Origin of the sequence: Wolbachia endosymbiont of Laodelphax striatellus (genome assembly GCF_007115015.1) — a bacterium.
Classification (GTDB): Bacteria; Pseudomonadota; Alphaproteobacteria; order Rickettsiales; family Anaplasmataceae; genus Wolbachia.
Genome location: NZ_MUIX01000001.1, coordinates 1,416,389 through 1,433,621, shown reverse-complemented (window position 1 = coordinate 1,433,621; position 17,233 = coordinate 1,416,389). Strand labels below are relative to the sequence as shown.

Annotated in this window: 15 protein-coding genes; 5 read left to right on the top strand and 10 right to left on the bottom strand. The window is 33.6% G+C overall.

Features of this window, described 5'->3' with window-relative positions:
• Positions 1-94 precede the first annotated feature (94 nt).
• From BVG17_RS10020 to BVG17_RS06955, 3 genes are all read left to right on the top strand, one after another.
• A complete protein-coding gene (locus BVG17_RS10020) occupies positions 95-223 on the top strand; it encodes a hypothetical protein (RefSeq protein ID WP_255359869.1) in 129 nt (42 codons plus the stop codon).
• Between the two features lie 351 nt (positions 224-574).
• Positions 575-1,108: an HK97 family phage prohead protease gene (locus BVG17_RS06960; protein ID WP_063631148.1), complete on the top strand. Its 534-nt coding sequence runs from the start codon at positions 575-577 to the stop codon at positions 1,106-1,108.
• 101 nt (positions 1,109-1,209) lie between these two features.
• Positions 1,210-3,408: a coiled-coil domain-containing protein gene (locus tag BVG17_RS06955; protein ID WP_241654194.1), complete on the top strand. Its 2,199-nt coding sequence runs from the start codon at positions 1,210-1,212 to the stop codon at positions 3,406-3,408.
• Here BVG17_RS06955 and BVG17_RS06950 read toward each other — a convergent pair.
• Together BVG17_RS06950 and typA are read right to left on the bottom strand one after the other, a co-directional pair.
• Complete coding sequence (locus BVG17_RS06950; protein ID WP_007302692.1) at positions 3,401-4,627, bottom strand: CCA tRNA nucleotidyltransferase; 1,227 nt, start codon at positions 4,625-4,627, stop codon at positions 3,401-3,403. The two genes, BVG17_RS06955 and BVG17_RS06950, sit on opposite strands and share 8 nt — an antisense overlap.
• Before the next feature lie 333 nt (positions 4,628-4,960).
• Complete coding sequence (gene typA, locus BVG17_RS06945) at positions 4,961-6,790, bottom strand: translational GTPase TypA (RefSeq protein WP_007302691.1); 1,830 nt, start codon at positions 6,788-6,790, stop codon at positions 4,961-4,963.
• 222 nt (positions 6,791-7,012) lie between these two features.
• Here typA and gltX point away from each other — a divergent pair, with 222 nt between their 5' ends.
• Entirely contained in the window at positions 7,013-8,362 is a 1,350-nt protein-coding gene (gene gltX, locus BVG17_RS06940) for a glutamate--tRNA ligase (protein ID WP_063631147.1), read from the top strand.
• Positions 8,363-8,548: 186 nt separating this feature from the next.
• Here the strand turns inward: gltX and holA are convergent, their stop codons facing one another.
• From holA to BVG17_RS06915, 5 genes are all read right to left on the bottom strand, one after another.
• On the bottom strand, positions 8,549-9,568 hold the full coding sequence (gene holA, locus BVG17_RS06935) for a DNA polymerase III subunit delta (protein WP_063631146.1): 1,020 nt from the start codon (positions 9,566-9,568) through the stop codon (positions 8,549-8,551).
• 5 nt (positions 9,569-9,573) lie between these two features.
• Positions 9,574-9,756: a hypothetical protein gene (locus BVG17_RS06930; RefSeq protein WP_015588477.1), complete on the bottom strand. Its 183-nt coding sequence runs from the start codon at positions 9,754-9,756 to the stop codon at positions 9,574-9,576.
• 114 nt (positions 9,757-9,870) lie between these two features.
• Positions 9,871-10,680 (bottom strand): metal ABC transporter permease, encoded by an 810-nt coding sequence (locus tag BVG17_RS06925; protein ID WP_063631145.1) that lies wholly within the window; start codon positions 10,678-10,680, stop codon positions 9,871-9,873.
• Positions 10,674-11,021, bottom strand: coding sequence for an Mth938-like domain-containing protein (locus tag BVG17_RS06920; protein WP_017532635.1), 348 nt, complete (start codon positions 11,019-11,021; stop codon positions 10,674-10,676). Before BVG17_RS06920 ends, BVG17_RS06925 begins: the two co-directional genes overlap by 7 nt.
• 3 nt (positions 11,022-11,024) lie before the next feature.
• Positions 11,025-11,891, bottom strand: a complete 867-nt coding sequence (locus BVG17_RS06915) for a 4-(cytidine 5'-diphospho)-2-C-methyl-D-erythritol kinase (protein WP_063631144.1) — start codon at positions 11,889-11,891, stop codon at positions 11,025-11,027.
• A gap of 74 nt (positions 11,892-11,965) precedes the next feature.
• On the opposite strand from BVG17_RS06915, the gene BVG17_RS06910 reads away from it, so the two are divergent.
• Positions 11,966-15,274, top strand: coding sequence for a UvrD-helicase domain-containing protein (locus tag BVG17_RS06910; protein WP_063631143.1), 3,309 nt, complete (start codon positions 11,966-11,968; stop codon positions 15,272-15,274).
• Between the two features lie 59 nt (positions 15,275-15,333).
• Here the strand turns inward: BVG17_RS06910 and BVG17_RS06905 are convergent, their stop codons facing one another.
• Genes BVG17_RS06905 through BVG17_RS06895 form a run of 3 tightly spaced genes read right to left on the bottom strand, consistent with a single transcriptional unit; the run spans position 15,334 to position 17,087 of the window.
• Complete coding sequence (locus tag BVG17_RS06905; RefSeq protein WP_010401557.1) at positions 15,334-15,735, bottom strand: cytochrome c-type biogenesis protein; 402 nt, start codon at positions 15,733-15,735, stop codon at positions 15,334-15,336.
• Positions 15,719-16,732 (bottom strand): hypothetical protein, encoded by a 1,014-nt coding sequence (locus BVG17_RS06900; RefSeq protein ID WP_063631142.1) that lies wholly within the window; start codon positions 16,730-16,732, stop codon positions 15,719-15,721. The genes BVG17_RS06905 and BVG17_RS06900 overlap by 17 nt, the downstream gene beginning before the upstream one ends.
• A gap of 7 nt (positions 16,733-16,739) precedes the next feature.
• Positions 16,740-17,087, bottom strand: a complete 348-nt coding sequence (locus tag BVG17_RS06895; RefSeq protein ID WP_063631141.1) for a ferredoxin family 2Fe-2S iron-sulfur cluster binding protein — start codon at positions 17,085-17,087, stop codon at positions 16,740-16,742.
• Positions 17,088-17,233 lie beyond the last annotated feature (146 nt).

The window sequence follows — 17,233 nt, the reverse complement described above, 5'->3', positions numbered from 1 at the left end:
ATAGTAAATATTTACTTAATATACTAGTATTCACCTTGACTAAACAATTATAGTGCTGTATCATTCGCACTTAAGCTTTAATAGTGAGGTAGTGATGGACGCACAAGAGTTAGAGAACTTAAAGAAAAGTTCATCGACAAAATCCCAAGATACTGGTGAGAAAACATCAGAAGAGTTGGAAAGAAATTTAAACCCGAATGAAGCCAATAATGATATATTCTAAAATCTATCAAGAATACGAGATGGACAGAGTCATTAATGAATGGTTTTATAGCCGCTGTTTCATTGGGATTTGGCTTCCTTCTAGGAAAAGCTACAAACGAAGCTGTTTCTACAAATCTGGAAAACGCTGCTGTTGAACAACCCAATGTGCAACAAACCCTACCCTTATGTATATAAAATGACAAATTTTATAACTAAAAAAGTACTTCCACATTTTCAAAGCACTGCATACAATAGAATTATATTGTAGTGCCTTATACTCATCCTGAGATATAGGAAAACAATCTATACAACATTTTAAGCTGGTTCAGAGCGCTGGCAAACCCAATACCATAATTTACAAGGAGGACTTATGAATAAGAAATTTCTCTATTCACCATTATCAATAAAAAGCATAGAAGAAAACGGAGTATTTTCTGGCTATGCGAGCGTTTTTAATATAGTTGATAAGCAAAATGATCTGATATTACCAGGAGCATTTAAGAACAACTTAAATAAAAGTCAGATAAAACTTCTTTGGCAGCACAACCCAAGTGAGCCTATAGGTAATATTACAGATATTCGCCAAAATGATATTGGCCTATATATAACTGCACATTTGCTTTTAGGTATTCAAAAAGCAGAGGAAGCATATTTAATGCTCAAAACTGGAACTATTAACGGGCTTTCGATTGGCTATATACCAATAGAGTATGATGTTGATCATGAAAGCGGAGCTCGAGTGTTAAAACAAGTGGAGCTATGGGAAGTTAGTTTGGTCACTTTCCCTGCAAATTTGGCAGCTCAGGTAATCAACGTGAAAAATCAGCACAATGAACAAGAAATGTTAGCAAGAGCAATAGAAAAAGCAAATTCTGTGCTTACGAACATGTATATTTCTGCTTAAAATCTATAAAAATTTTCACATAATTTAACATTTATATTATTATTTATTTAATAATTATATTAATATATATAACTTCAATACTTTGAAAATTAGGTAATTTTATGCTGAATGCTAACAATAAGGTTAATTACGAAACTAGTATTAAACAAAAGGAAAAAAAATACAGCTTATCCACTGTGCTTGCTTGGCTATATCTAAAAACAATCGGACGAATATTGCCAGGGAGATGGAATAAATGGGCAGAGAATATCTTACATTACAATATTGCAGATAATGGGGTTCAGACTGATAATCTTTTCAACTCTGACAGAGAAAAGGAATTGAAGGATGAAAATGAGAAATTACAAGAAAAATTGAAAGAAATGAACGAACTTACAGAACAAGTGAAATCATTAGGAGAGGAAAAAGAAATATTTGCTAAATTTTTTGCAGCACAAGCACAGCAGATTGAAGACTTAGAATTAGAAAATGAAGAGTTAAAGTCTAAACTTGAAGAAATTAAAAAGAGTTATAAAGAATTAGAAGCAATTACACAAAAACGAGGAGAAGAATTTTTAGCACAGTTCAAGGAGAAGTCTAAGGAGATATTAGATTCGCAGAAAGAATTAATTGAGCGCAGTAAAGAATTTGCAAATAAAATAGAAATGCTCTCAGTAAAGGTAGAAGAAAAAGATGGGAAAATAGGTAGTTTAACGCAATTAAATAAAGTATTAGAACAAAAGAAAAAGGAATTGGAGACTAAAAATAACGAACAACAGCAAATCATACTTGATCGAGAGGAAAAAATAGACAAACAAGGCGCTTTAATTACTTCACTTACTGATAAAAATAAAGACATAAATGAAACTGTGAGGAAAGATAATGAAAGCCTAAGAGCGCAAAACACAGATTTAGAAAGTAAAGCTATTAAGTGGAAAAACAAATATGATACTAAAATAAAGGAATTAAAAAATCAACTTGAGGAGAAACAAGCAGAATTAGAACAAGCTAAGGAAAAAGATGCTGAAGTAGAGAATCTTAAACAACAATTAGAGAAAGAAAAGACTAATCTAAATACCATTGAAAAAGAGAAAAAAGAATTAGAAAGTGAAGTTGACAAATTGCAGGAAAAATCACAGAAATTAGAAGAAAGTAACGTTGAAATAAAGAAACAAAAGGCAGATTTGGAGGGAAAATTAAAATCTTCACAAGAAGAGAATAAAAAGTTACAAGAACAAGTACAGACATTAGAAAAAGGTAAAGAGTGGGAATCAGCTGGAATAGATGATAGCTTAAAGCAAACTTCTGCAAAGAAAGAGAAGCAGATTGAGCAGTTACAAGAGGAACGTAAGCAAGCAGAATATCAAGCGAAAGCTGATATTACAAAACCACAGGAAGAAAAAAGAGGTCTGTTAGTTAAAATAGATAGCTTAAAGGAAAATTTGTCAGTTGCGCAAGAACAGTTACAGAAACAACTAAAGTTAAATAATCAAGAGTTACTGGAATTGAAAAAAGAGAAGAGAAATGTTGATACAAAGTTAGAAGATATGGATAAAAAAACTAAAGAGGTAGATGCAATTAGTATAGCATCTACTACAAAAAAAACACTTTTTCATTCTATGAAGTCAAGCTTTTCAAATGGTTCTTGTGATCTTTTCAGTAATAAGAAGCTCAAGGAATTTTTATCTCATAAAAATAGAGAGTTGAAAAAAGGTTTTCCTGAACTTGAAGGAAAACACTTTTGCCATAACGTGCTTGGTGAAACTATAAAATCTCTATCAAATCAAAGTGATGGTAAATTTGAAAGCAATAAGTTACTTGAATTATTAAAAAATAATTTGAAAAAATTAGCAAGTGAGATCATAGAAGCTGAAGTTAAAGGAGTTGTCAAAAAATATTGTAATATTGGAAATATAGATAAGGAGTTACGTGATGGTGTGTTAAAAGGCAAGCTGTTACTTTCTATTAAAAAATGCATGAAAAATTTAAGTTGGGATGAGGAAGCTGCTAATGCAATTACAGATTCTGTCTTGAACAACTTTCATAGCAAAGATAATAGCAATCTCCAAGAAATTGTTTCGGAGGAGTTAATAAAAGGTAGAATGGAATTTTTTTCAAGTAATATCGAGTTGTTACAACTAGCATCAAGCATACGAGATAAATTTTTATCTCCAGATCAGAAAATGTGCGTTCAAACTTCAAAAGAAAACAATGAATATGAATTAACAGATAAAGCTAAAAAAGAATACACACCTAACTCTTCCATGAGTCACACTAATAGCACTCCGGTAAGTGTGAAGCAAGAAGCAAGGTCTAGATAAAACTTTTAGCATAAAGCAACAGCTCCTCCTTTGTTAAAGTGTAGGAGCTGTCTTCCCAGTGTTGTCGTAGCAATTCCAAGTTTCTACCTAAATTTTTTCCTGGCTGGTGACCTATAATTATTAGATCATCCCCAGATAAAGGAAATTTTGGAATATTGAATATATGAGCAAATGAAATATACTCATCAACATTTGTTCCAGACTCAATACCACAAATCTTCATTAAGTCACAATATAATTCCTTACCAAATAAAGATATGTATTTCTTTTGCTCTTTTTCTGAAAGCTCTGTTTTGATATCGTTTGATAATAAAAATAATAGCTTTTTCTTTTGCTTATTTGAAAGACGTAAAAACTTGCTCACTTCTTCTCCAAGACTAACTCTATCTTCAGCAGTCCTAATAAGCAACGCTAATTTTGTTAGTGCATCGATTGTGGGATCTAGGAAAGGCGTATGGCCATACGCTGAGGGTTTTGTAGGAGGTTTAGTGTTGATAAGAAGTGGTGAAGATAAAATTTCGCATTTTACTTCTTTTGGAATAATTTTTTGTAAAACATCAGATTTTTGCATGCTCTTAAGTGTTGGAGCAGGATCATTGCATTCCAAGAGTTTAAATATTTCTTCTCTTATTCTCTCTCCAGAGAGGTTTTGAATCATGTGCGAATGCTTTTTGCACACATCCAATATTTCATCACTTAAATCTCCTATGCATATTTTAGCGTGAAAACGAAACGCTCTTAAAATACGTAGATAGTCTTCCTTAATCCTATCTTCAGCGTTACCTATAAAGTTTAACTTTCGTGCTTTTAAGTCCTGAATGCCACCAAAGTAGTCGTATATATGGCCATATTTGTCTGCATAAAGAGCATTAAACGTAAAGTCGCGCCTTGAAGCATCAGCTTGCCAATCATTAGTAAATTCTACCTTCGCATGTCTACCGTCACACTTTACATCATGCCTTAGCGTTGTAATCTCAAAGGATCTTTTATTTAAAATCGCAGTAATAGTTCCATGTTTTAAGCCAGTTGGAATAGTTTTTATATTACGGAGTTTTAACGCTTTAACTGCTTGATTAGGCAGCAGATTAGTAGCAAGATCGATGTCGTGAATGTCACGCTGTAAAATTGAATCTCTAACACATCCACCAACAAGCCTTGCCTCACCACCAAATTTCTCTATGGCCTCAATAATTACACTAGTTTCGTGATCAATTTGCATTTAGGTTACACATACTGAAAATCATGTTACAAAAAATGCGAAACTTTTGCAAAAATCCTCATATAAAAATATATAGGCAGGAGAGTGGTAAAATAAGAGGGTAAAGTGATAGAGTAAGTCTACAACAAATCCAGTGCCTAGAAACTTATAAGTATAAAAGTAATGTTAAAATACAATGTTTTCGATGATTATAAAAAAGCTGGATGAGCTACTTGCATGACACCTTTGTAGCCTTCTCTTGTCATCCCAGTACCTGCTCAAGTAACTGACACTGGTTCCCTTTATGATGGTGTTATCCGAGTAGCTCATCCAGATTTTTATCAGGAACGTTGATTACTCTTTATTCTTCGCCCTTCCTGCACGTTTACGTTCATTTGGATCGAGGAACTTCTTACGCAAACGTATAGATTTTGGAGTTACTTCTACCAATTCATCATCGTCTATATATGCTATCATATCCTCCAGTGTCATTATTTTTGGTGGAGTAAGCTTTATAGCTTCATCGCTACCTGAAGCTCTTACGTTTGTTAATTGCTTACCTTTAAGTACATTTATTTCTAAATCATTGTCACGACTATGCTGACCGACAATCATACCACAATATACCTTATCTTGTGGCTTAACAAACATAATTCCCCTATCTTGCAGATTGAAAATTGCATACGCTACTGCTTCGCCTTTGTCTGTTGAAATTAAAACCCCATTACGCCTTCCGGAAATTGAACCTTTATGTGGAGCATAACTGTGAAATAAACGGTTGATTATACCAGTGCCGCGAGAATCAGTTAAAAATTCTCCTTGATAGCCAATTAATCCCCTTGATGGCACTAAAAATGTCAACCTAGTTCTGCCACTACCAGAAGGTCTCATGTCAGTTACTTCACCTTTTCGAAAGCTAAGTTTTTCCATGATGATTCCACTATACTCATCATCTACATCAATTACTACTTCCTCTATAGGTTCAAGTTTTTTGCCATCTTCTTCTTTAAACAGCACTCGAGGCCGTGAAACTGAAAGTTCAAAACCTTCCCTTCTCATATTTTCAATCAGTACCCCAAGCTGCAACTCACCACGTCCACCTACTTCAAATGCTTCACCACTTGGAGCCAAAGTTACAGTAATTGCAACGTTTGTTTCTGCTTCTGCATATAAACGATCTTTTATAACAGTTGAGGTAAGTTTTGTTCCCTCTTGCCCAGCAAAAGGTGAGTCATTCACGCTTATAGTAATCGCCATTGTTGGCGGGTCAACTGGAGTTGAGCTGATCGCAGTTGTAACTTCTGGTGCTGCTATAGTGTCTGAAACTGAAGCTTTCTCAAGTCCTGCAATGGCAATGATATCACCAGCTACAGCTTGCTCTACTGGAACGCGTTTTAAGCCAGAAAATGAGAGTAACTTAGTTAATCTCCCTCGCTCAACCACTTGACCATCAAGATCAATTACCTTAAGATCTGAGTTAACTTGCGCGATTCCTTGGTAAATCTTTCCTGTCAATATTCTGCCAAGAAATTTATCAGATTCAAGTAAAGTAACTAGCATAGCAAAAGGTGCATTTTGATCATAAACGGAAGGTTTTATGTAATCTATCACCGTTGAAAATAATGGGCTTAAATCTTTTCTCTCATCAGATAGCTCCTTAGCACACCAACCATTTCTACCTGAAGCATAGAGTACTGGAAAATCTAGTTGCTCGTTGGTTGCATCAAGGTTAAAAAATAACTCATATATTTCATTTAGTACTTCATCAATTCTGCTGTCTGGTCGATCAACCTTATTGATTATCACAATCGGTTTTAAATTTGCCTTTAGTGCTTTTGACAACACAAACTTAGTCTGTGGCATTGGACCTTCTGCAGCATCAACCAGTAGTAATACACCATCTGCCATGCAGAGCACCCTTTCCACTTCTCCACCAAAATCCGCATGTCCTGGTGTATCAATGATATTGATTTTCTCATCACCCCACATTATTGACGTACATTTTGCAAGTATTGTAATCCCACGTTCACGTTCTTGATCACCACTATCCATCACTCGTTCTTGAACTTCTTGATTCTCACGAAACGTGCCACTTTGTTTTAACATGTTATCAAGTAAAGTAGTTTTTCCGTGGTCAACGTGTGCAATTATTGCAATATTGCGGATTGATTTAAATTCACTCATTTCTTATCATTTCAAATTTAATTTAATAACAAGTATACGTATAATATATTTAGAGTAAATAACTAAAGCCGTGCTTTCAGAGTATTTTAGGCAGATCATGGAACTCTAACAAAAAGGTTTCATGTTCGCTGTACTTTGTAGCAACTAACACCAAGACAAAGAAGAATCTTGCTTTAGCAGTACATTTATATAAAATTAAAATAAACTAAAGTAATCATTTAAATGCTAACAAGATTCGCTCCAAGCCCAACTGGCTACCTACATGTAGGAAACATACGCACTGCACTCATTTGTTGGATGTACACACGTAATCAAAATGGAAAATTTTTACTACGTTTTGATGATACTGATCTTGAGCGTTCAGATATCAAATATGTAGATAATATCATAGAAGACCTAAAATGGATTGGCATAAATTGGAATTCAAGTTTTAAGCAATCAGAGCGTTTTGAGAGCTATAACGAGGTGTTCTTACAGTTAATGAAAGAAGGTCATATTTATGCATGTTATGAAACAAGAGAAGAATTAGACACTAAACGAAAATTGCAATTAAAACAAGGTCTTCCCCCTGTTTACGATAGAGGTGCGTTGCTTCTAACTGAGCAAGAGAAAATTCGTTATGAGCAAGAAGGACGAAAACCACATTTCAGATTTAAATTGAATAGAAACGAAATTGTAAAATGGAATGATGAAGTTAAAGGTGAAATAAATATTGCAACAATTCACATTAGCGATCCTGTGGTAAAAAGAGAAGATGGAATTTATACATACATGTTACCTTCTGTTGTTGATGATGTTGACTTTAATGTAACCCATGTTGTACGCGGGGAAGATCATGTAACTAATACCGCAGTTCAGATCCAAATTATTAAAGCATTAAAAGCGAAAATTCCTATATTTGCTCACCTTCCCCTACTACATTTTGATGATAGCAAGATATCGAAACGGAAAGGTGGGTTGGATATTAAGTCCATAAGAGAAGATGAGATTGAGCCAATGGCGCTAACTAGCTATTTAGCAAAACTTGGCACATCTGATCCGATAGAAGCTCATGTTGATATGCAGTCTTTAATTAACTCATTTGATATTAAAAAATTTAGCTCAGCATCTGCACAATTCAGCTTGAGTGAAATGTATAAGCTAAATAGCAAAGTGCTGCAACAAATGCCATTTGAAATGGTGCAAGATCGTTTAAGTCAAATTGGCTCAGAGTTTTGGTATTTTATAAGGAGTAATATAGAAAAGTTTTCTGAGGTGGCCAAATGGTGGAAAATATGCAAATTTGGTATAGAACCTGTGGTTCTTAATAAAGAGTTTATAAAAATAGCGCTAAGCACATTACCTCAAGGTGATTGTAATGAAAACACATTATCAGAGTGGGTTAAAAATATTCGACAGACAATTGATATAAAGGCAAAAGATCTATTTATGCAGTTGCGCCTCGCTTTAACAGGAACAGAAACAGGTCCAGAACTCGCTAAATTATTAATTTTTATCAGTAGAGAGAGCATTGTTGCAAGGTTAGAAGAAAATCATACAAAAGGTTTAAATGTACCGAATGTATTTGAATGACACCAATAAGCATTGTTCAGGAAATGTGAAAATATTAGATTTCTTGTCATTCCAGTGCTTGACACTGGAATCCATAATCTTGCCAAAACGTTGTATTTTAAAATAACTTCTACACATATCCCATATTTCTGGATCCCAGTTTCAGCTACTTTCATGACAACATTTAGTTGTTTTTTCTCGTCTACCTTATTTTACTACTCTGCTGAACGAATAACACCAATAGTTAATCTCATGCTGAAAGATCATTTTATGGTCCAAGTCAGTTCTTTTACAAGTCACTTCCAAGCTCATCAAATTTTCTAAGATCTTCTTAAGTTCTGAAAGTTGCAAACTTTTCAAATGAGATTTAAAACTCTGCAATTGTTTGAAGAACAATGGAGGACTCAGCTGGTCAATTGCAGCTTGTTCATTCATTCCATTTTGTATTAACAGCAAAACGCTTTCTAGCCGTAGAAAATAATTTGATATAATACGGATTAATGCTATCGGTGAAAAATTCTCTTGTAATATCAATACATCGGAAATTTTGATGAATTGTCCCATGTCTTTACTCACTATTGCAGAGCACAGATTATCAAGTGTAACATAATCATTGCCGGAGGTTGAAAAGCATAGATCTATATCAGCGAGTTTAAGATCTTTTCTTTTTCCTAGATATAAAACTAATTTTTCAAGCTCTGAATATATAGGCAGTTTGCTATGATTAAAATAAGACTGCAAGTGGTAGATTATCTCACTTGTGCACTCTATATCATTTTGTTTCAAGTAACTTGATATAATATCACAAAGATTACTACCGTTGTCCTTATAGCAGGTAATGACACCGAAAATTTTTGAGCTTTCCATATAACTTTTAGTTGTAGAACTATATGGAAGATCATTTGCTATCATTACTATATAATGATCGCCTATATTATGATCCAATATGTTTCTTAACTCTTTAGATATACTTCCACTGACATTTATCAGCTTAACTAACCTTTTTTTAGTAAACATCGAAATGTTTGCCAACTCGGAAAATAACAAGCTAGGCGACTTATTCACTACTGCAAAATCCATCACCTGAACTGAATACTCATTCAAGTTGGCAATTATTTCCTGTACAAAAATATCGACCTTACTATTGTCACTCCCATGAATTAATACACCACTTAAAGTATCGGGTTTCTCAAGGAATTTTTTAACTTTAGATGGCGTGATTCTCATGCCATCTATATTATATTATCACTACTTGGTGGTACATCATTTGATTGCACATCAGTTTCCAACAATTCTGAGCTTTCTTGATTTGCTGTATTCTGCATATCATCAGACACTTCTTTCTTTCCCGTAACATAATTATAAAAATTTTTTATAGGCTGTCCTATATATCTAGAAAAAAATCCTTCGGCCATATCTTTCACTCCACAAATTAACAATTAGCACATAAAAACAACGTAGCAAAAACTACTTTACGCTCAGATAGTTACACTCATTTGTTAATGAATTATGAACTTCCGAGACCAAAATTAAGTCGATCTACTTAACACCAATCTTATAAAATAAGCAATGATTAAATGCACAGCTGCGATAAGTATAATTGCAGGTCCAGTTAATAAGTCAAAACTTGCAGATAATATCAAACCTGATACTCCAGAAATCACAGAAAAAACTGTTGCAACAATAATCATTTGCATTGGAGTTTTTGAAATGAGTCTTGCTGATGCAGCAGGTATTAACAAAAATGCAGCAATGAGTAATATTCCTATTAATTGAGCAGAAATTGCAATAAAGATAGCGAGTATAATCAAAAATTCTAGCCTAACAAAATTAACATTTACTTTCTCAACTGTTGCCAAATCTTGATTAATCGAAATCATCAGCCAATAGCGCCATCTAAATATTAATATCAAAGTAACTATTACGGAGGTTAGAAAAATTGATATTATATTACTTTGGTCAATCATTAATATGTCACCAAAAAGTGAGCTAATAATACTATTATTACCTGATGGAAGAAAAGACATAAGTATTAAACTCGATGATAAAACTACATTGGTAACTATGTTCAATATCGTATCAGCAGAGTATAATTTATTAAAATTAAGAGAAAGTAGTATAGCAAACATAATTGCAATGAGCATTATACTTACCGATGGGCTGATATTAAAGATCAAAGCAAGTGCAATACCAAGCAATGAAGAATGGGACAAACTATCACCCAAATACGATAACCTTTGCCATATCATAAATGACCCTAGAGCTCCTGTTACGAGGCTAATCATAATTACCGCAATTAGACTGTTTATAAAAAAACTCTGTGTAAATATCTCTAACATGCTATCAGATAACTGACAACAAATCTATCTTCAGATATTAAAACGTTATGGGTTCTGCATGCAGAACCCGTCGTCATAAATTCAAAATTTAAATTCTTTTGCTCCATAAGATAAGATTTCATTGAACAATCGCGTATCTTACCAGTACCTATTATCAAAATCTCTATTTCCTCTGTTAAAAAAGATTTAAAATACTCCTTGTTATTTATATCACTTTCTTTCAATTTAATCACCTTTTCAGGAAAAATTATAATTGAGCCATGATATTCTTGATTATTTACCCAAAATCTTTCTTCCCTGTAACCATCTATAAGATTTTTCTTCTTGGAAATTAAGGGCATAAATCAAACCATTAATTCCGTGTCGCACACCCACCATTCTGGATATTCCTTTTTGATATTTGCCGCTGCAGCTTTTGCACTTTCTTCACTATCAAACATTCCAAAACACGCTACACCACTACCTGACATACGAGAAAGTATAGAGCCTTCTTGTGACTCTAGTGTTGATATTACATTCTGAATTTCAGGTACAAAACCTATTGCTGCTTCTTGAAGGTCATTTTTTGTCTCTTTAAGAAGCTCTAACAAATTCTCCTCAGTGTTATCACTCCACTTAATTGGATTAGAGAAATCCTCTTTATACTTGGAAAATACTTCTGATGTATTCAAAAACTTTTTTTTTGGTTTCACAAGTACCAGACTTATGGGTAAAGAGCATTGTTTAATGGGACATAATTCCTCACCAATACCTCTAACAAAAACTGGCTTACTATCTACACTTGCAGGCACATCAGCACCAACGCTTAAGGCTATATCACTTAAAATTTGCTTATCAATATCCCACAGCTCTCCTAGCGTGCGTATCACAGCTCCAGCATCTGAGGAACCACTACCAAATCCTGCAGCAATTGGTACATTTTTTACAACCTTCACAGTGACTTTAGTGCGTACAGGAGCATGCCTAAGCAGTAGACTCAATGCTTTCGTTATAGTATTATATCGATAATTTATTTTAAACTCAGAGTTTACAAATTGAACTGTAGAGTTATCATATCTAAAGTTTTTTTCTCCTACTTTTATCTCTAAAAAATTAGAAAGTTTAGCAAAGACAACCAAACTTTCAATTAAATGATACCCTCTTTCTTCTCTATTTATAATATGTAAAAAAAGATTGATCTTTGCAGGAGCCTTTACACAAAAACTTTCCATCTGTATATCTTCACTAACACTATCTTATTTACTATACTTGAAATGCCACTTCAGTCAAACTTTATACACTCCTAATGAGATCAGATGCCATAAATCCTAACTTCTCTGTATGGGTAAGTGCATCAGCTGGTACAGGTAAAACAAAGATCTTAATAGACAGAGTATTAAGACTTCTATTAGAGAATAAGAGAAATATTCTCTGCTTAACATTTACCAATGCTGCAGCAAATGAAATGGAGGATCGCATTTACAGTACACTTAGTAAGTGGGCAATATGTCCAGAGAGTATATTGGTTGCAGATTTAGAACAATTAGATTTCTTTCCCCAACACCCCTACTTGTCATTCCAGTGCTTGACACTGGGATCTAGAGAAAATAAAGATTATTTAACAAGAGCAAGAAGGCTCTTCTCTGAACTGGAAAATATTGGTCTTAATATTAAAACTATACACGCCTTTTGTTACAAATTAATCTCCAGCTTTCCTACAGAAGCTGGTATCGCTCCAAATTGTACGTTGAGCGAATGTAAAGAATTGCATTCCATCGTATTTGAAAAAACGCTTCATAATGAAACTGTGCAGGACGATATAAATATCATTGCAGCTGAAATTGATGAAAACAAGCTGAGTGATTTACTCTATACCTTATGTATAAAGAGATCAGCTCTAGAAAATAATTTAGGGTATATCAAAGATAAACTAAGTGCCCCAGATAAGATTCACAATTTACAGAGTGAAACGAGTGAGCAGATAAAAAGATTAGCTAAAATATTAAGTGAGGGCAGCAAAAGAGATCAGAGTTACAGTGCGATACTTTATGATTGGTGTAATAGCACAAAATCGTCCGTACCAAATGTTGTCATCCAAGTAGCTGACACTGGGATCCAGAAAAAAAGAAATATGGATCCCAGTGTCAGCTACTTGGATGACAACAAGATAGAGAACTTAGCTAAAGTATTTCTCAAATCAGAATCGTACGAAAAAAAGAGCATATCATCAATTATAACAAAGGGTGCTTTGGAAAAATTTGAAGACGTAGAGCAAATGATAGAAAGCATTCAAAATGCATTGTTTACCCATGTAAAGGATATAAATTCTTATCAAATATTCGCAAGAACCAGTAGTTTACTTAGTGTATTTAAAGTATATGTTGATCTATATAATAGTGAAAAATCAAAGAATGCACTGCTTGATTATGATGATATCATCAATTTAGCAACAGATCTCCTTAGCAATCCAGGCGATAAAGATTGGATATTGTTTAATCTAGACCAAAAAATAGACCACATTCTTGTTGATGAGGCACAAGACAATAGTATTAGTCAATGGAAAATTATAACAAGTCTCTGCGATGAATTTTTTACCGGCGGTGATGAAAAGAGAACTTTATTTGTTGTTGGCGATGTAAAACAATCAATTTACAGATTTCAAGGAGCAAATCCCCATCTATTTAATTACATGCAGCAATATTTTCACACGAAAACAGGTGGCAGAGATTGGGTATCATGTCAACTTGAAAAGTCATTTCGCTCAACTCCAGAAGTTTTGATGCTTGTAGACAGAATATTTAACAATTTTCGTGAAGAAATATCTTTTAATGATAACGAGATAAAACATATTCCACATAGAGAAAATGATCAAGGATACATTGAAATTTGGCCGTTATTGCCAAGTTATAAAGAGGAAGAGCAGCAAGCCTTACAAATTCATTTAACACAGAGGAAAGATTATGTAGTAACGGATCGATTACTTGCTCAGGCAATAGCCCAAAGAATTCACAATTGGTTAAACGAAGGGCGTATTTTAGTCGCCAAAGATCGCCATATAGAACCAAGGGACATTATGATTTTGGTACGGCAACGAAATGCGCTAGTTGACTACATAATAAGTGAACTAAAAAAAGTAAATGTACCAGTTATAGGCCGAGATTATTTTAGAATTATGGATTACATAGCTGTGCAGGACTTAATAGCTTTGGCTGAATTCCTCCTCCTTCAGGCAAATGATCTGGCTCTTGCAAATGTTTTAAAATCACCGCTATTCAACTTTACTGAGGATGATTTATTCAAGATTGCATATGATCGTAAAGAACAGTCGTTGTGGGAAAAACTTCATGATTATCATGAGATTACCTCGAATGAATTAAACTATCTGATTAATTTATCTAAGACAGAATCCCCTCTTACACTATTCACGCATATATTGCGCACAGGCAAAAAGAAATTTGCTGCAAGGCTAGGTCTTGAGTGCTTCGAGATTCTAGACGAATTTATGAACCTCGTATTGCAATTTGAGCACCCATCTCTTCAAGCATTTGTTCAGTGGATCAAAGAAAATAATCCTGAGATTAAAAATGATATGCAATCAGAACGCAATGCTGTACGAATAATGACAATTCATAAATCAAAAGGTCTACAAACTCCAATAGTGTTTTTAGTTGACACAAATACAGTGCCAAGAAACAGCAAAAGTATTTTGTTTGATACAACGGAAGCACCATTTTGGTGTGGCAAAAATAATAATGCTTATTGTGATCAAGTAAAAAGAGAGAAAAAACTAGAGGATTATAACGAATATTTGCGTTTGCTGTACGTGGCACTTACGCGTGCTGAAGATGAGTTATACATTTTAGGCAAAGAGCCAGTGCAAAAGGGCTCTTGGTATGATCTAGTTATTCAATATGGAGCATTATATGAGAGGAAAAAACTATACTTACAGCCGATATTTAAAGAAAAAGTTGAAGTACTATGCATGAATGCAAACTACCCTTCTATTTATAAAAAACGTGATTATTTTGATGTTCCAGTGATTTCACCTCCATCAAACCTATCAATGTCATTGCAGCACGTGACGCTGGAACCTGGAGAAAAAAAGCCAGTGTCAAGCACTGGGATGACAGATGAGAATGCTGGAATGACAAAAAGGAGCATTGGGACGACAGACAGCTATGCAAGAGGCTTAATAATTCACAGTATATTGCAATATATGCCCAAGATAGAGAAAGACAGGAGAAAAAATTGGGTTAGGAAATATCTTGATAGCATAAACACTAGTGAAGATAAGGATGAAATTTACAGCAAAATATTAACCTTTAATGAAAAATATGATTACCTGTTCGACTTGGAGGGCAAATCAGAAATTCCACTTAGTGGAACAATTGACGGAAAACCAGTATTAGTGCGGCTAGACAGACTGTGCATAACAGAAGACAAAGCAATCATAATTGACTATAAATCACACCATAACGTTTCTATTTCCTCATCAAATGAAATAAAAAAGCAAATGTTGATCTATAAAACCTTAGTGCAAGAAGTCTACCCAGATAAGCAGGTAGAGTGCGTGGTTATTTGGATGGAAGATTTAACCTTACAATCTTTGATCTAAACTCAAATGTTCGTATAGTAGCTACTTGCATTTGTTGTAAACTCACTTTTACTCTATAGTTATCTTTTTACTACCTTATCTATTTTCTGAACTGATTTTCGTATTAGAAAACATCCAATAAGAAGAATTATAAAAGGAATAAACCATAAAATGTAGGTACTAGATTTTACAGGTGGTACAATGATAATTGAATCTCCATAAGAATTTTTTAACTCTGAAACTATTTGCTCGTTAGTATATCCATCACTGATCTTCTTGCGAATTGTCTTACGCATACCATATGCAACTTGAGACTCAGATTCGGATAATAATTCACCAGAGCATACTGGACACTTTATTACTGCAAATAAGCTACTTGCTCGCTCTTCCATGCTTTCGTCTCTTAGTTTATCATCCAAAGTAAAAGCATTTATGCTTAAATGAAATATCAATGTAAAAAGTAAGCTAATTACTATTCTCATTTTTGGTGAATTGAGTGATAAAATCAGTAGTGGATAATTTTCCAATAAAGCCTGAACCTACATTATTGTCGTACTTTATTGAAAATTGAATGTCGTTATTAGTGATTTTTTCTGATAAGGAAGATATTGATTTTTCCAATTTATCTGCAGTCTTTGAATCATTAGTCACAAACGAAATTAATTCTTTATAATTTGATATGGCTACATTAATTTTATCTTCAAATGAAGATGTAACTAAATTGTAATTACTTACTCCACCATTCGCAGCAATAGAAAAGTTATTACTCTCAATCAAAAATTTTTCTATGTTGAAATTAATCTTAGAAGCTGAAATATGGTTTACAAATTCATAATCTAATTTAGCGTCGACACTAAGGTAATTTTCAGGACTTGCAGTATGTTTATAACGGTAAGTATAAAAATCAAATTCTAGTTTAGTATTTTCATTCAGTTCTTTATCAAAGTGAAATTGAATGTAATTACTTTTATCATTAACTTCAGTTATAACACTTTGCTGATTTTCTAAAACATCACATTTTAATCCATAATCTTCGTAACGAAATGTATCTATATAGTCTATTACAGTGCTATTTCTGCTGAATTTTAATGAAGATAGTAAATCATTTAGTTTAACAACAAAGTGGCTACTCACGTGTGTGTGACACTTTATATTCTTTTTCTCATCACTACGGACAGCAATGTTTACTTTATTGCTTGGTATATAGATATATACTGACTTATCAAATAATCTGTTTTTTATCACTAAAGCTTCAGATGAAACAGTTAATTGCTCATTAGAAAACTTTGGATTCGTTACACGAAAAACTAGGTTAAAAGGAAATCCCTTAAAATCATGTGAAATATCAACTTTTTCGTCATTAATGTAATCAGTTAAAAGACTTTTTACCTTAAATGCAGAAAAATACCAAAAACCACTATACGCTAGAGGAATAAACAAAGGTAAGGAGATGAGAATATAGACAAAAATTTTACGCATGATCCTCTTACTTATCTAATGATATATTTCTTGTACCTCTGGGCACGGTTACGCACAAACCGTCAATATCTTTTGTGATTTTTATTTGGCATCCAAGCCTCGATGTCTCTGTTAAACCGAAAGCTAGATCCAGCATGTCATTCTCCTCATCAGATATAGGATTATGTGTTTCTACAACATCATAAAATTTTGGATCAACAATCACATGGCATGTAGAGCAAGCAAGAGAACCTTCACATGCACCTTCAAGCAGATCTGGATCACTTCTATGGGCTAAATTAAGAAGAGTTTCTCCCTCTGCAGCTTCATAACTTTTCTTACTTCCATCAGGTAAAATAAAAGTAATGGATGGCATACTATTAAAATCTCTACTAATTTCTCTATATTCTACAAATAATAACTAGTATTTGCAAACTCTTTGCAATTCAATTATCTACCTCTTGTCATCATATACTTATCAGGGGAGTAAGACAGGTGCCACCAGCATCTCACAGAATTGTA

Excerpts from the sequence above, each read along its gene's own strand:
- gltX (WP_063631147.1), top strand. The coding sequence starts at position 7,013 with ATGCTAACAAGATTCGCTCCAAGCCCAACTGGCTACCTACATGTAGGA.
- BVG17_RS10020 (WP_255359869.1), top strand. The coding sequence starts at position 95 with ATGGACGCACAAGAGTTAGAGAACTTAAAGAAAAGTTCATCGACAAAA.
- BVG17_RS06910 (WP_063631143.1), top strand. The coding sequence starts at position 11,966 with ATGAGATCAGATGCCATAAATCCTAACTTCTCTGTATGGGTAAGTGCA.
- typA (WP_007302691.1), bottom strand. The coding sequence starts at position 6,790 with ATGAGTGAATTTAAATCAATCCGCAATATTGCAATAATTGCACACGTT.
- BVG17_RS06905 (WP_010401557.1), bottom strand. The coding sequence starts at position 15,735 with ATGAGAATAGTAATTAGCTTACTTTTTACATTGATATTTCATTTAAGC.
- BVG17_RS06915 (WP_063631144.1), bottom strand. The coding sequence starts at position 11,891 with ATGGAAAGTTTTTGTGTAAAGGCTCCTGCAAAGATCAATCTTTTTTTA.
- BVG17_RS06920 (WP_017532635.1), bottom strand. The coding sequence starts at position 11,021 with ATGCCCTTAATTTCCAAGAAGAAAAATCTTATAGATGGTTACAGGGAA.
- BVG17_RS06900 (WP_063631142.1), bottom strand. The coding sequence starts at position 16,732 with ATGCGTAAAATTTTTGTCTATATTCTCATCTCCTTACCTTTGTTTATT.
- BVG17_RS06955 (WP_241654194.1), top strand. The coding sequence starts at position 1,210 with ATGCTGAATGCTAACAATAAGGTTAATTACGAAACTAGTATTAAACAA.
- BVG17_RS06895 (WP_063631141.1), bottom strand. The coding sequence starts at position 17,087 with ATGCCATCCATTACTTTTATTTTACCTGATGGAAGTAAGAAAAGTTAT.
- BVG17_RS06950 (WP_007302692.1), bottom strand. The coding sequence starts at position 4,627 with ATGCAAATTGATCACGAAACTAGTGTAATTATTGAGGCCATAGAGAAA.
- BVG17_RS06960 (WP_063631148.1), top strand. The coding sequence starts at position 575 with ATGAATAAGAAATTTCTCTATTCACCATTATCAATAAAAAGCATAGAA.
- BVG17_RS06925 (WP_063631145.1), bottom strand. The coding sequence starts at position 10,680 with ATGTTAGAGATATTTACACAGAGTTTTTTTATAAACAGTCTAATTGCG.
- holA (WP_063631146.1), bottom strand. The coding sequence starts at position 9,568 with ATGAGAATCACGCCATCTAAAGTTAAAAAATTCCTTGAGAAACCCGAT.
- BVG17_RS06930 (WP_015588477.1), bottom strand. The coding sequence starts at position 9,756 with ATGGCCGAAGGATTTTTTTCTAGATATATAGGACAGCCTATAAAAAAT.